Consider the following 13,883-nt stretch of genomic DNA (forward strand, 5'->3'; position numbering starts at 1 on the left):
GCTCAGCCTTCGCTCTCGCCCCCGGCGAGCGGCACGGGGTTCTTGCGCTTCTTGCGACGCGCCCACTCGGCGGGCCGGTCGGTGCCGTTCCAGACGCTGACGATGCCCCAGACCACGGCGGTGAGAGGCACGGCCAGCAGGGTGCCGAGGATGCCGCCGATCGCGGTGCCGCCGGCCAGCACCACCAGCACGACGAAGGAGTGCAGCTTCATGGTGCGGCCCATGAGCACCGGCTGCAGGAAGTTGCCCTCGAGCTGGTTGACGAGCACGACGACGCCGACCACGATCAGCGCCACGATGGGGCCGTTCGTGACGAGGGCGACGAGGGCCGCCAGGATGCCGGCGGTGACCGCACCGACGATCGGGATGAAGGCGAGCAGGAAGACGAGCACGGCGAGGGGCAGCGCGAGCGGCACCTGCAGGATGAGCAGACCGATGTAGATGCCGATCGCATCGACGGCGGCGACCGAGGCGGTGCCGCGCATGTACGACCCGAGCACCGTCACCGTCTTGTCGCCGATGCGGCGGGCGCGGTCGTAGTGGTCGCCGCGGAACGGGCGCAGGACGAACTCCCACATGCGCGGGCCGTCTTTGAGGAAGAAGAACAGGATGACGACCATGAGCACGAAGCCGGTGACGAACGACGCCACGGCGCTGACCCCCGCCAGGGCGCCGCTGCCGAACTGCGAGCTGGTGACGAAGTCCTGAACGCCCTGGATGAGGCCGTTGACCTGGTCCTGCGAGATCGCGAAGGGCAGCGTGTGGTACCAGTCCTGTGCCTGCTGGAAGCCCTGCACGGCTTGCGAACTGAGCTTCGGCCACTGGTCGACGACGGCGTTGACGACCAGCCAGCCGAGGGCGCCCAACACGACGACGACGGCGAGCAGCGTGAGAAGGGTCGCCAGGACCGCCGGCACTCCCTTGCGCCTCATCCACATCGTCACCGGGCCGAATGCCGAGGCGAAGATGAGCGCGAGGATCAGCGGGATGATGACGAGCGTCACCTGCTGGATGCCCCAGATGAGACCGGCGACCAGGATGACCACGACGATGATCTGCAGCGCACGGACCGCGAGGCGCCCGAACCCGTCGGCCCAGAGGCTCTTCGGAGGCGTCTGGACCGCCTGAGCGACGGAGGTGATCGCGTCGCGTGGCGCGGGATGACGAGAGAACAGGCCCATGCTCACAAGGTAGCGGGGGCCTCCGACATGGCAGGCGCGGGTTGCGCGGTGTCGTAGTGCCGGATAGGGCCGTCGGGATGCCGGAAAACCGGGGCGTTCTGCGGGTCCCCGGCGGTCGTCGAAGGCCGGTGACCGCGGCCCCGGCGCCGAAGAGGGCGCCGGGGCGTGGCATCCGGGGTCAGACGAACGCGCTCATCCCGGTGATGTCGCGGCCGAGCAGGAGGGCTTGAACGCTCTCGGTGCCCTCGTACGTGTGGATCGCCTCGATGTCGGCCAGGTGCTGCATGACGCCGTTCTCGAGCAGGATGCCGTTGCCGCCGAGCAGGTCGCGGGCGACCGAGGCCACCCGACGGGCGGCGCGGGTGTTGTGGTACTTCGCCAGCGACGCCTGCGTGGGGCGTAGGCCGCCGGTGGTTTCGAGGTCGGCCAGGCGGCGGCAGTAGAGCTGCATGGCGGTGACCTCGTCGAGCATCTGCGCCAGGCGTTCCTGCACCATCTGGAACTTCGCGAGGGGCTTGCCGAACTGCATGCGCTCCGTGGCATACGTCCGGGCGATCTCGTAACAGGCGGTGGCGTGACCCAGCGCCGACCAGGCGACACCCGAGCGGGTCGCGAAGAGCACGATCGATGCGTCCTTGAACGTGTGCGTGCCCGGGAGCACGGCATCCGCGGGCAGGCGGACGTCTTCGAGCGCGATGTGGGCCTGATGGATGCCGCGCAGCGACACCTTTCCGGTGATGACCGTGCCGGTGTACCCCGGGGTGTCCTGCTCCACGAGGAAGCAGCGCACGGCCCCGTGGTCGTCGCCGCCCTCGTTCTCGACCCGCGCCCACACGAACGTGATGCCGCCCGATGCGCCGTTGCCGATCCACTTCTTCGTGCCGCGGAGCGACCATCCCTCGGCCGTGCGGGTGGCGGTGGTCTCGAGCGAGACGGAGTCGGACCCGTGGTCGGGCTCGGTCAGCGCGAAGGCGCCCAGCACCGACCCGTCGGCGAGGGGCTGCAGCCAGCGCTGCTGCTGTGCCGGGGAACCGAAGAGCGCCAGGGTGCGCAGCGCGAGTCCGCCCTGCACGGCGAGGGCGGTGGCCAGCGACCCGTCGTGCCGCGAGATCTCCATGTTCACCAGGCCCGCGGCCAGGGGAGAGGTCGCGGGAAGGTCGGGGTGCTCGATGCCGTCGGTGAAGAGTTCGAGTTCGCCCATGCGGCGGACGAGCTCGATGGGGTAGGTCGCGGCATCCCATTCGCCCTGCATGCGCGTGCCGACCTCGTCGGCGAACTGCTTCGCGCGCTCCCACGCGGCGCGGTCGGCCTCGGGGATGTCGGCGAAGACGGCGTAGTAATCGGTGTCGCGGCGCCCGAGCAGGTCGTAGCGGGCGATCCGCTCACCGGGGAGCGTGGGGGTCTCGGCATCGGCGTCGATGGTCATGGTTCCCAGTATCGCCCATCTTGGGACTGGGTGTCATGGTGTGCGGGCAGAGCGTTGAGTGTCCTAGACACGCCGCACTCCCTGCGCAGGAGCGGCGTGTTCGGGACACTCAACGAGGTGGGTGCGTCGCCCGCGCTCAGTCCTCGAGCGATGCGCGCAGGCGGCGCGACATCTCGGCGGTGGGCATACGCCGGGGGAACGCGGCGACGATCACGTCGTCGCCGGCCGGGTCCTCCCCGTCGGGATGCACGCCGTACCGACGCAGCACGTCGTCGAGCGCGCGGCGCAGAGTGGATGCCGGAACCCGGGCGCCGCGCATGAGTCGACGCAGCACGTGGTTGTGCACGGCGGTGACGAGGGCGGCGAAGCCGACGGCATCCAGCGGATCGAGGCCCGGGAGGGCGTCGCGCAGGTACTCGTCGAAGAGGCGTTCGTACCGGAAGACGGTGACGATCTCGCGGTCGCGCAGCCCCGGGATCTCGCGCACGATCGCGTAGCGCCGGCGGGCCAGCTCGGGGTCGGCGGCGAAGTGGCGGAACACGCGCATCGATGCGTCGCACACGGCCGCCCACGGGTCGGCGTGCGGCTGCGCGAGGTACGCGCGGGTCTCGCCGATCAGCACCTCGTGGTCGGCGAAGACGACGTCTTCTTTGCCGCCGAACTGGCGGAAGAACGTCGAGCGCGAGACCCCGGCGGCCTGGGCGATCTGCTCCACCGACGTCTGGTCGTACCCGTGTGCGGCGAACAGGTCGATCGCGGCCGCCACGACCGCCGTGCGGCTCGAGGGGGCAGGGGTGTCGCTCACACGGGAAGCCTAACCGGGGCGCCGCTCACCGCCGCCGCGCGCGTGCCCGTACCACCAGCAGGATCACGCCGCCGATCACGACCAGCCCCGCGACGATCGCGAGGGGTGCGAGGGCGGTGGCATCCATTCCCGTCGACGCGAGGCGACCCCCGTCGGGGGCGGCGGCCGGAGCCGGAGACGCGCTGGGTGAGGCGCTCGGGCCCGCCGTCGCCGTCGGCGAAGGCGTCGGCGTGGGTTCCGGCGTCGGCTCGGGCGTCGGGCCGGGGCGGGGAGGCAGGGCGGCCAAGGCCGCTTCGGCGTCGATCAGGCCGGCGCCCACGATGTTCTCGGCGGGGACCGAATCCCAGGGGGAGGGAGCGCGGGTCGCCGTCGAGGTGAGCAGGGCGCGGATCTGCTCCTGGTCGGTGTCGGGGGCCAGGGAGCGGATCAGTGCGGCGACGGCGGCGGCGTTGGGGGCGGCCGCCGACGTGCCCGAGAAGATCTTGACCCCGGGGTCGTCGGTGTCGGCGCCGAGCACCGAGGTGCGAACGCCGTCGACCGAGAGCAGATCGGGTTCCGACACCACCGGGCGAGGGTCGAGCACCGCCGACGGATCGGCCGCGACGCGCGAGCCGAACGCCCAGGTGACCGGTCCGATGCTGCTGAAGTCCTCGACCTGCAGCGGGGTGGCGGCGGGAGCGGCGGCGACCGAGATCGCCGCCGGATCGCCGTTGTGGCCCATGATCGTGCGGCCCACGGTGTCGTCGCCGCTTGAGCGCCAGTACTCGGCGGACCCGACCTGCACGCCCTGGTCGAACGAGACGAAGACCGGCGGCAGGGGCAGTGAGGTCGCGGCATCCGGGATCGCGAGGCGCGCGACGGTGATGTCGATCTCGAACGGTTTGTCGCGGGCGGGCAGGGCGACGGTGAAGCCGGGGGTGGCGTCCTGCAGCGGTGTGGGGGCGGTCGACAGAGGCTCCCCGTCGATCGTGACGACGGGCACGAAGAGGCCGCTCACGCGGTCGGCCGGCTCACCCCACTGGAAGATCACCTCGCCCTCGTCCTTCACCCCGATCACGTAGTTCAGGGTCGTGTCGGTGCCCTCTGCGGGGTCGACGTCGAGGCAGTCGAGGGGAGCGGTGCGTCCCTGCGCGAGAACCGCCGTGGTCACCCCGTCGGGGCAGGCGGTCGGCCGGTACGCGGTCGTCTCCCAGCCGTTGACCGGCGCCTTCGACTGACCCGGCCGTGGGGCGACGGCGATCTTGTTGCCGTTGCCCGCGGCCGTGAAGTAGGCGACGCCGGCCGCGGTCGCGCGCACGATCGCCTCGCCCGAGAGGGAGCGCTGGAAGATCGAGTCGTCTTCCATGCCGATGTCGTCGACGATGACGTCGGCGCCCGCGGCGACCAACAGGTCGATGGATTCGCGCAAGGAGGCCGCGCGATCGGCATCCACTCCCGCGAACATCAGCGTCGCGCCCGGGGCGATGCCGTGCACGAGCTGCAGCATCGCGCGTCCCTCGTCCTTGCCCCCGGTCGTCTCGTGGACGACGTCGACGGGGGTGGTGCGCCCGCAGGGGTTGCCGGGGCCCGGCAGCAGACCGTGGGCGATGTCGTCGGCCACGGTGGCGCCCTCGGCGGAGGTCAGGCCGAACGAATCCGAGAGCACGCCGACGGTGACCCCCGTGCCGTCGACGCCGAAGCGCTCCCGCGCGAGGTCGGCCTTGAGCGGGGCGTCGGCGTCGACCGGGATCGACCGGCAGGAATCCGTCGCATCGGTCGGGGCCGCCCACGCGGCCGGGGCGATACCGGCGGTGACAAGGATGAAAGCGAGGGCGAAGCCCACTGAGGTCCGCACGCGAACGACTCCCAGGGTCGGTGACGCCGTCGACTGGTCAGCTCGGCGGTGGCTCAGGGAGCCGACGAGCTTCATCCTAGGGGCCGCACTCAGCGCGATCACAGCCTTCGTGGACCCTCCCACGTAGACGACGGGACCGGCGTCGGCAACCCGCTGCGCGGAGGCCGTCACCGAGAGTTCGATGGGACCATGACCTCCCCGCTGTGGACCCGAGACCGCACGCCCGCCGACACGACCTCGATCGAGCCCGGGACGCACCACGACGTGATCGTCGTCGGCGCCGGGATCACGGGCCTCTCCACCGCCGTGCTGCTCGCGGAGGCCGGCGTCGACGTCGCCGTGGTGGACTCCGGCGACGTGGGCGGGGGCGCGACCGGGGCGTCGGTCGGAATGGCGTCGCTGCTGCAGGGCACGACGCTCGCGACCCTGCGCCAGCACCACCCCGCGAGCCTCGTGCGCGCCTACGTCGAGTCCAACCGCGCGGGCCAGGAGTGGCTCGCCGAGCGGGTGGGTGCTGCGGCCGACCGGCGCACGGCGTTCACCTTCGGCCGCGGTCTCGCCACCGACACCGCGCTCGACGCCGTCCGCGACGCCGCGCGCGAGGCGGGCCTCGACGTGCGCGAGGACGCGCCCGACGAGCTCGGCGGGCGCACTCCCGTGCGCGCCCTCGCCCTCGACGACCAGCTCGCCCTCGACCCCGTGCAGCTCGTCGATTCGCTGGCCCGCGCGGCCGTCGACGCCGGGGCGACCCTGCACACCGGGGCGCGCGTCACCGACGTGCACGCGCTCCCCGCCGGACGCGTCGACACCGCCCACGGCCCGCTCCTCGGCGACACCGTCGTGCTCGCCACCGGCACCCCCATCACCCGCCGCGGGTTGTACGACCTCAAGACGCGGGCGCTGCGCTCATGGGCGATCGCCTTCGAGCTGGAGGGGGATGCCGCGGCCCCCGGCGGCATGTGGAGCGAGGTCGGCGTCGACGGGCGCAGCGTCGTGGCCGCACCGTCGTCGCTCGGGCGTCCGGCGCTCATCGTCACCGGGGCACGGCATCCGGTCGGCTCGGCGCGGTCGGAGGTCGCGCTCGCCGAAGAACTGGCCGCCTGGGCCCGACGCACCCTGCCGGTCGGGGCCGAGATCGCCCGCTGGTCGGGCCAGGACTACCAGTCGCACAACCTCGTGCCGTTCGTCGGGGGGATGCCGCGCGGCCTCGGCCGCCTGCGTTTCGCCACCGGCTACGCGGGGTGGGGCCTCACGAACGCCCCCGCCGCCGCGATGCGATTGAGCGACGAGATCCGCGGTGTCTCGCGCGCCGATCGGCCGCACTGGATGCGCACGATCGGCACGCGCATGACGGTGCCCGCCGACCTCGGTCGGGGGATCGGCGAGGCGAGCCGGCGCGTCGGCGTAGTGGCGGGGGCCCTGACCTCGGCCGTCTCCGCCCCGGCGAAGCGCCCCGCCGAAGGGGCCGGTGTCGTGGCGCGCCAGGGCCTTCGCACGGCGGCGGTGTCGACCGTCGAGGGGCGTACCCGCGCGGTCGTCGCCCCGGTTCCGCTCACCTGGAACGACGCGGAGCGGTCGTGGGACAGCCCCGTCGACGGCTCGCGCTTCGCGCCGGACGGCACGCGGCTCGAGGGTGCGGCGTCGGCGGATCTCGACGTGCGGGGTGCGGTGGGCTGAGGTCGCGCGCGCCGCGCACACCGGCGCTGCACGCGAGACACGGCGGCCTCGCCGGTGCCTACGCAGGAGGAGTGCGACGCCTCAGCTCTTCGCGCCGGTGAACGCGAGGGCGCCGCCCAGGCCGATCATCATGACGCCACCCGTCGCCGAGAGCGTCGAAATGCGCTGCGGCGAGCGGGCGAACCACGCGCGCGCGGTGCCGGCGGCCAGGGCCCAGGCGCTGTCGCACGTGAGCGCGAGCACCTGGAAGACCAAGCCGAGCAGCAGCAGCTGCAGCCACACGGCGCCGGCCTGCGGGGCGACGAACTGCGGCAGCACGGCGACGAAGAAGGCGATGGTCTTGGGGTTCGTGATCCCCACGACGAAGCCCTGGCGTAGCAGCATCCACGACGAGGCGGGGGCGCGGGACGCGCCGGCGACGTGGTCGCGGCGATGACGGATGGCCTGGATGCCGAGCCACACGAGGTAGATCGCCCCGACGACCTTGAGCACGGTGAAGGCGACCACCGACGACGCCACGATCGCTCCGACCCCGAACGACACCGCGAGCACCGCGGGCACCGTGCCGAGGGCGTTGCCGACGACGCTCAGCACGCCCGCCCGACGACCCAGGGCGATCGAGCGGCCGATGACGAACAACACGCTCGGGCCGGGGATGACGATGATCACGACCGACGCGGCGACGAAGGCCACGAGGTTCTCGAGCGGAGGCATGAGTGAAGGGTAGTGCGGCCGCGTTACGGGCAGACGTCGCGGCCGCTCCGGGCGATTTTCCGTGTGCGCGAGGGACCGTGAAGCCGATGAACGAGCCGAAGGTGCCGATGTAGAGGGGTCGCGAGGATCCACAGGTGCGGCTCGTTCAGAGCGGCGAAGGATGCCGCGACGTCGGCCTTGGCGGCGCTGAGGTTGTCCATGCGGAAGTACGCGCCGACCATCGCCACCAGGATGAGCGGCACCCAGATGAGGCCCGCGAGGGGGAGGTTGAGGGTGGCCGCGGCGCCGATGGTGATGACGATCGGCACGACGAACTGCGCGACCGAGGCGCCGAGGTTGCCGCCCGCGGCGTTGAGTCCGAGGGCGTACCCCTTCTGCGCGGCCGGATAGAAGAACGTGATGTTCGACATCTAGCTGGCGAAGTTGCCGCCGCCGAAGCCGGCGAAGGCGGCGATGAGCAGCAGGACGCCAAACGGAGTTGCGGCGTTCGACACCGCGATGGCGAGGCCGATGCGGAGGTTGATTCCTAGCCAGACCGGCTCAGTCAGCTGAGTAGGCGGCTGAGCTGAGGTGCCCGAGGGCTGCATCGACGAGCGCGCGGAGGTCAGCGCTGTCCTTAACTGCCCAGTATTCCCAGGCGATGTCGACTGCCGCGAGTGCGGCGTGCGCAAGGACCCGAGCGGCGAAGGCGTCAGGAACGCGCTCGCCGAGAGCGTCCGCGAGGATGACGGCACTCTCAGCCCGACGCTCTCGCAGCCGGGAGGTTAGTGCCGGCTCGCTCATGATGAGACGCAGTCGAGCTCGGTAGCCGTCGGGGTCCTCCTCCGCGACGACGATGACGGGTTCGATTGCAAGCCGCACCAGCTGCCAGTTGGACAGGCGAGCGTCGGCGGGCAGGGCTCGGAGGGCCGTCGCGTAGTCGATGCTGTTGCTCTCGACCGCGGCGACGACCACGTCTTCCTTGCTGCCGAAGTAGCGGAAGAAGGTCGCCCGGGACATGCCCGCCTCCCTCGCTGCGTCCTCGACCGTGACGCTCGAGTAGCCGCGCTCGAGGAACACCTTGAGAACCGTCGCAGCGAACTGGGCACGCAGGAGATCTCGCGTTCGATCTCGTACCCCTGCAGCCATGGTTCGAGCATAGGATGTGAGACGCGGTATCAGTGTAGATACGCGGTATCAATTCAGTGACCGTTTGAATCAGGAGAGCCGATGTCTACGACCGCTGCCAGATCCCATGCCACAGGACGAGAGCCTCGTCCAAATCTCGTGATTGCCGTCCTCGCCTTCGCGGGGATGGGTGCGTCGTTCATGCAAACGATCCTGATCCCGATTCAGGCGCAGCTTCCCCAACTGCTCGACGCGAGCCGAGACGACACGGCATGGGTGATCACGGTCACGCTCTTGGTGTCGGCGATCTGCACTCCCGTCTCGGGGAAGCTCGGCGACATGTACGGCAAGCGCCGCGTCGCTATCGTTCTGCTCTTCCTCCTGATCGCGGGATCCGTGATCAGCGCGCTCTCGCCGACGGTCGTGCCGCTGATCATCGGCCGAGGTCTGCAGGGCACCGGGATGGGCGTGATCCCGCTGGGCATCTCGATCCTCCGCGACGTCCTACCCAAGGAGCGTCTGGGCTCGGCCATCGCCCTGGTCAGCGCGACCCTCGGGGTCGGCGGAGCGCTCGGCCTACCGATCAGCGCCCTCGTCACTGAGAACTTCGACTGGCACGTCCTCTTCTGGGTCGCCGCCGCCATCGGTGCGGTCGCCCTCGCGCTCTTCGTCCTCGTCATTCCCGCAGGCGTCTCGAACGCGCATGGGAGGTTCGACCTCGGTGGCGCTGTCGGGCTCGCGATCGGCCTCGTCGGCCTCCTCCTCGCCGTGTCCCGCGGCAACGAGTGGGGATGGACGAGCGCTCCCACTCTGATCAGCGCTGGTATCGGAGTCGTGGCCCTGCTGGTGTGGGGTTGGTACGAGCTGCGCCGCAGTAATCCGCTGGTCGACCTGCGGGTGAGCGCTCGCGGGCCCGTTCTGATGACGAACCTCGCGTCCGTCGCGATGGGATTCGCCCTGTTCTCCTCCAGCATCGTGTTCCCGCAGCTGCTCCAGCTCCCCGAGAGCACAGGCGGTCTCGGGCTACCTCTGCTCGAGGCGAGCCTGATCCTGATGCCCTCGGGTCTGGCGATGCTCGCGATGTCGCCTGTCGCCGGCCGGGTGGAGAAGCGGGTCGGACCGAAGCCACTTCTGGTCGCTGGGGCCGTCATCATCGCTCTCGCCTACCTCGCCGCTGTGGTGCTCGAGCCGACCGTCTGGCTCGTGCTCGTGATCAATGTCGTGATCGGCATCGGGATCGGCCTGGGCTACGCGGCCATGCCGACCCTGATCATGCGCGCGGTCCCGGTGACCGAGAGCGGCGCGGCGAACGGGCTGAACACGCTGATGCGTGCCCTCGGCACGAGCATCGCCTCGGCCGCTGTCGCCGCTGTGCTCGCGAACTCGGCCGTCAGCAGAGCCGGCGGTTCCGTGCCCTCCGAGTCGGGCTTTGCCCTCGCCTTGCTCTTCGGACTCGCCGCTGCTGTGCTCTGCGCAGCCATCGCCGTGTTCATTCCCAGCCCTCGGACCGTTGTGGGTGAAGAACCGGCGCTGCCTGATGCGGTGACGCCGAAGGTGACCGCGGCTCGCTGAACCTGGAGCTGAGACCTCACTGATACGACGGTGCGCCCGGTCAGTCGTGGGTCGTACGCAACTCGCGGCTGATGGCGCGCAGTCCGGTCTCGAGGGCCTGGAGTTCGTCAAGGGAGAGCCGTGAGAGCACGTCTTCGCCGAGTTCGGGGCGGGCGGCCATCAGCTCGCGGACGACGGCGCGGCCGAGATCGGTGGCGTGGATGCGGCGGACGCGCTGGTCGGCCCGGTCGGTTTCACGGAGGACCAGGCCGCTGGCGGTGAGGCGGTCGATGAGCTTCGACATCGACGGCATCGAGACGGCGAAGCTCTGCGCGAGGCCCGCGCCCGTCGCTCCTTCCTCGGTCGTAACAATGACCGAGAGGGCTTTCAGCTGCTGGATCGTGAGGTCGGTGGTCAGCAGTGGTGCCAGCACGCGGGGGATCGACCGGATGGTGATCGCGATCGACAGGCGCTCGATGTCCGAGAGGGCGCGGGCGCGGGGGTCCATACGACCACCGTAGGACTCGGCGTATCCCCAGGACAATTACTTAGTTCTGGGCTAACCTTTTGGCGAGCAAGAACCGATCCGGAGTCGTGTCGGCGCCCGCGGGGGAATCCCGCCGACGTCCCATCCCGGGCTCCGTCATCGCGCCGATGCGCGTGACGAGAGCGAGCACGCATGACCGACAGCATCCTCACCACCGCAGACGAGCACCGCCTCGATGCCGCACGCCGGAGGTACCGCGCCGAGCGCGACCGACGCGCGCGGCCGGATGCCGCGTCGCAGTACCGCCGTGTGGTGGGGGAGTTCGGCTACTACGCGAAAGACCCCTACACCGAGCGCGTAGAGCGCGAGCCGGTGACCGACCGGGTCGAGGCTCTCGTGATCGGGGCTGGCTTCGGCGGGCTGCTCACCGCGTCGCGGTTGCGCGAGGCGGGCGTCGAGTCGCTGCGCTTGATGGACGAGGCGGGCGACGTGGGCGGCACCTGGTACTGGAACCGCTACCCGGGGGTGCGCTGCGATGTCGAGTCGTCGGTCTACCTCCCGCTACTGGAGGAGGTCGGCACGATCCCGTCCGAACGGTATGCGCCGGGCGAGGAGATCCGTCGGCACGCGGTCGCGATCGCGGAGTACTACGACCTCTACCGCGACACGCTCTTCCAGACCCGCGCCACCGCGCTGGCCTGGGACGAGGACGCGGAGGAGTGGCTCGTCGAGACCGACCGCGGCGACGCCTTCCGCGCCCGCTTTGTCGTGACCTCCTCCGGCACCCTGACCCAGCCGAAGCTGCCGGGCATCCCGGGGATCGAGACCTTTCGCGGCCACACCTTCCACACCAGCCGCTGGGACTACGGGTACACCGGCGGCACGCCCGGCGGCGGCCTTGTCGGCCTCGCGGACAAGCGCGTCGCCGTCGTCGGCACCGGTGCGACCGGCCTGCAGGTGATCCCGCACGTCGGCGAGGACGCGCGCGAGCTGATCGTGTTCCAGCGCACGCCCTCGACCGTCGATGTCCGTGACAATCGGCCGACGGACCCCGAGTGGGTCGCGTCGCTGCGCCCGGGTTGGCAGCGCGAGCGGATGGAGAACTTCCTCGCCGTCCTCGCCGGCGAGCCGGTGGATGAGTCACTCGTGCAGGACGGATGGACGAAGACCGTCGAGCTGCAGCGGCAGATCCTCTCGGGCGCCGTCGACACGTCGCTCCCGCTCGAGGAGCGCGAGCTTCGCGACGAGCTGGCCGACCTCGACACCATGGACCGCCTCCGCGCCCGCGTCGACCAGGTCGTCGAGGACCCCGCGACCGCCGCGGCACTCAAGCCCTGGTACCGCTACATGTGCAAGCGCCCCGGCTTCAGCGACACCTACCTGCCCACCTTCAACCGCCCGAACGTGCGCCTCGTGGACACGGCGGACACCGGCGGCATCACCCGGATGACCGAGACCGAGGTCGTCGTCGGCCACACCGTCTACGAGGTCGACTGCGTGATCTTCGCCACCGGCTTCGAGGTCGGCATCTCCGGCGTCATGTCCGGCACGCTGCCGGTCGTCGGCCGTGGCGGGCGGACACTGCTGGAGGCGTGGGCGCGTGGCCCGCGGACGCTGCACGGCTTCTCCTCGCACGGCTTCCCGAACCTCTTCCACCTCAGCGGCATCCAGAACGCCAACTCCGTGAACTTCGCCCACATCCTGCTCGAGCAGGCCGAGCACATCGCCGCCGTCATTGCCCGCGGCCGCGAGGTCGGCGCCCGCTACCTCGAGCCGTCCGCCGAGGCCGAGGAGGCGTGGGTGCGCAGCGTCCACGAGACCGCCGCCGACACCCGCGCGTTCCAGGCGGAGTGCACGCCCGGCTACTACAACGGCGAGGGCACCCGTTCCATCGGCGGCGCCACCTACAGCCCCGGACCGATCGCGTTCCACCGCCTGCTGCGCGAGTGGCGCGAGGACGGGATGGGCGACATGCTCGTCGGCGCGAGCGTCGGAGCCTCGCGGTGAAGCGGCGCGCGATCGCCGTGCCCGTGCTGCTCGCGGGAGTGCTCGCTGGCTGCACCGAGGCGGGCGACCTCTCGTCGGTGCCCTCGACCGCGACTGCGTCGGGCGTCACCGCCAAGCGGGTGCTGCAGGTCACGGAAGTGCACGAGGCCACCGGCATGACCTTGCTCGAGGGCCCGACGTTCGGCCCCGACGGCAGCCTCTACGTCGTCGACGTCACCGCCCCACCCGGTGCGGGCAAGGTGCTTCGGATCGACCTCGACGAGGAGAGCGTCGAGCAGGTCTGGACGGACGACTCCTCCGCGCTCACCTCGGCGCAGTTCCATTCTGACGACGGGCGGCTCTACGTCACCGACTTCCTCAGCGGATCGATCCGGAGCATGACCGCCGAGGGCCAGGACGTGCGCGACGTCGTCACCGGCCCGATCGACGGCATCCCGATGCAGCCGGACGACATCGCGTTCGGCGAGGACGGCGCTCTCTACGTCACCGACGCGGCCGGTGCCCAGGATCCGTACTGGGAGGCGACGGGCCGTATCGTCCGCGTCGACCCGTCGACCGGGGCGCCGACCGTGCTGGCGAGCGAGCTGCCCTCGCCCAACGGCATCGCCTTCTCGCCCGATCACGGCGAGCTGTGGGTCAGCCTGAACACCGGCAACCGCATCGATCGACTCACCCTCGCCGAGGGCGGCGCCGAGGTCGCGACCGCGTTCCCAGCGATCCACGCCTCACCCGGCATCGGCCAGCTCGACTCGATCGCGGTCGACGCGGACGGCAACCTCTACGTGGGCCTGCACAGCCGACCGGAGATCCTTGTTTACGACACCTCGGGCGCCCTGCTGCAGACGGTGACGATGACCGGTGAGGGCGTGAGCTCCGCGACGAATGTCGCGATCCAGCCTGGTACGTCTGTGGCATACGCCACCGTCAGCGGTCCCGACGGCGGCTTCCTGTACTCGTTCGAGGCGCAGGCCGCCGGCATTCCCCAGTCCACCGGCGGCTGAGGACACGACGAGACGACGTCCCTCGAGGTCCGCGTCGCTCCTCGGTAGCGCGGACCTCCCGATCCTTCGTCAGAGGGGGACCATCTCCATGCA

11 protein-coding genes and 1 pseudogene are annotated in these 13,883 nt (G+C 70.9%); 4 read left to right on the top strand and 8 right to left on the bottom strand.

Annotated elements, in window-relative coordinates:
- Positions 1-2: 2 nt before the first annotated feature.
- The 4 genes from ASF96_RS04370 to ASF96_RS04385 all read right to left on the bottom strand — a co-directional run bounded on the left by ASF96_RS04370 (position 3) and on the right by ASF96_RS04385 (position 5,246).
- Positions 3-1,181 (bottom strand): AI-2E family transporter, encoded by a 1,179-nt coding sequence (locus tag ASF96_RS04370; RefSeq protein ID WP_055834105.1) that lies wholly within the window; start codon positions 1,179-1,181, stop codon positions 3-5.
- Between the two features lie 178 nt (positions 1,182-1,359).
- Entirely contained in the window at positions 1,360-2,607 is a 1,248-nt protein-coding gene (locus ASF96_RS04375; protein WP_055936276.1) for an acyl-CoA dehydrogenase family protein, read from the bottom strand.
- 136 nt (positions 2,608-2,743) lie between these two features.
- A complete protein-coding gene (locus ASF96_RS04380; RefSeq protein WP_055936279.1) occupies positions 2,744-3,412 on the bottom strand; it encodes a TetR/AcrR family transcriptional regulator in 669 nt (222 codons plus the stop codon).
- A gap of 25 nt (positions 3,413-3,437) precedes the next feature.
- The gene (locus ASF96_RS04385; RefSeq protein WP_156458721.1) at positions 3,438-5,246 is read right to left on the bottom strand and encodes a S8 family serine peptidase; all 1,809 of its coding nucleotides are present in this window, start codon (positions 5,244-5,246) and stop codon (positions 3,438-3,440) included.
- A gap of 189 nt (positions 5,247-5,435) precedes the next feature.
- Between ASF96_RS04385 and ASF96_RS04390 the strand changes: the two genes are divergently transcribed.
- Positions 5,436-6,923 carry an FAD-dependent oxidoreductase gene (locus ASF96_RS04390; protein WP_055936285.1) on the top strand — a complete coding sequence of 496 codons (1,488 nt, stop codon included), beginning with the start codon at positions 5,436-5,438 and terminating at the stop codon, positions 6,921-6,923.
- An 81-nt stretch (positions 6,924-7,004) separates the two neighbouring features.
- Here the strand turns inward: ASF96_RS04390 and ASF96_RS04395 are convergent, their stop codons facing one another.
- The 3 genes and pseudogenes from ASF96_RS04395 to ASF96_RS04405 form a co-directional block, all read right to left on the bottom strand.
- A complete protein-coding gene (locus tag ASF96_RS04395; protein WP_055834121.1) occupies positions 7,005-7,637 on the bottom strand; it encodes a LysE family translocator in 633 nt (210 codons plus the stop codon).
- Positions 7,638-7,716: 79 nt separating this feature from the next.
- A pseudogene (locus tag ASF96_RS04400) lies at positions 7,717-8,146 on the bottom strand (MFS transporter); the annotation flags it as partial.
- 31 nt (positions 8,147-8,177) lie between these two features.
- Entirely contained in the window at positions 8,178-8,765 is a 588-nt protein-coding gene (locus ASF96_RS04405) for a TetR family transcriptional regulator (RefSeq protein ID WP_082509278.1), read from the bottom strand.
- An 81-nt stretch (positions 8,766-8,846) separates the two neighbouring features.
- On the opposite strand from ASF96_RS04405, the gene ASF96_RS04410 reads away from it, so the two are divergent.
- Positions 8,847-10,316 (top strand): MFS transporter, encoded by a 1,470-nt coding sequence (locus ASF96_RS04410; RefSeq protein WP_055936293.1) that lies wholly within the window; start codon positions 8,847-8,849, stop codon positions 10,314-10,316.
- A 40-nt stretch (positions 10,317-10,356) separates the two neighbouring features.
- Here ASF96_RS04410 and ASF96_RS04415 read toward each other — a convergent pair whose 3' ends face one another.
- Positions 10,357-10,803 (bottom strand): MarR family winged helix-turn-helix transcriptional regulator, encoded by a 447-nt coding sequence (locus ASF96_RS04415; protein ID WP_055936296.1) that lies wholly within the window; start codon positions 10,801-10,803, stop codon positions 10,357-10,359.
- 171 nt (positions 10,804-10,974) lie between these two features.
- Between ASF96_RS04415 and ASF96_RS04420 the strand changes: the two genes are divergently transcribed.
- Together ASF96_RS04420 and ASF96_RS04425 are read left to right on the top strand one after the other, a co-directional pair.
- Entirely contained in the window at positions 10,975-12,789 is a 1,815-nt protein-coding gene (locus tag ASF96_RS04420) for a flavin-containing monooxygenase (RefSeq protein WP_055936299.1), read from the top strand.
- Positions 12,786-13,790 (top strand): SMP-30/gluconolactonase/LRE family protein, encoded by a 1,005-nt coding sequence (locus tag ASF96_RS04425; protein ID WP_055936302.1) that lies wholly within the window; start codon positions 12,786-12,788, stop codon positions 13,788-13,790. Before ASF96_RS04420 ends, ASF96_RS04425 begins: the two co-directional genes overlap by 4 nt.
- The last annotated feature ends 93 nt before the right edge of the window (positions 13,791-13,883 follow it).

This window comes from Microbacterium sp. Leaf179 (assembly GCF_001423785.1).
Lineage (GTDB): Bacteria > Actinomycetota > Actinomycetes > Actinomycetales > Microbacteriaceae > Microbacterium.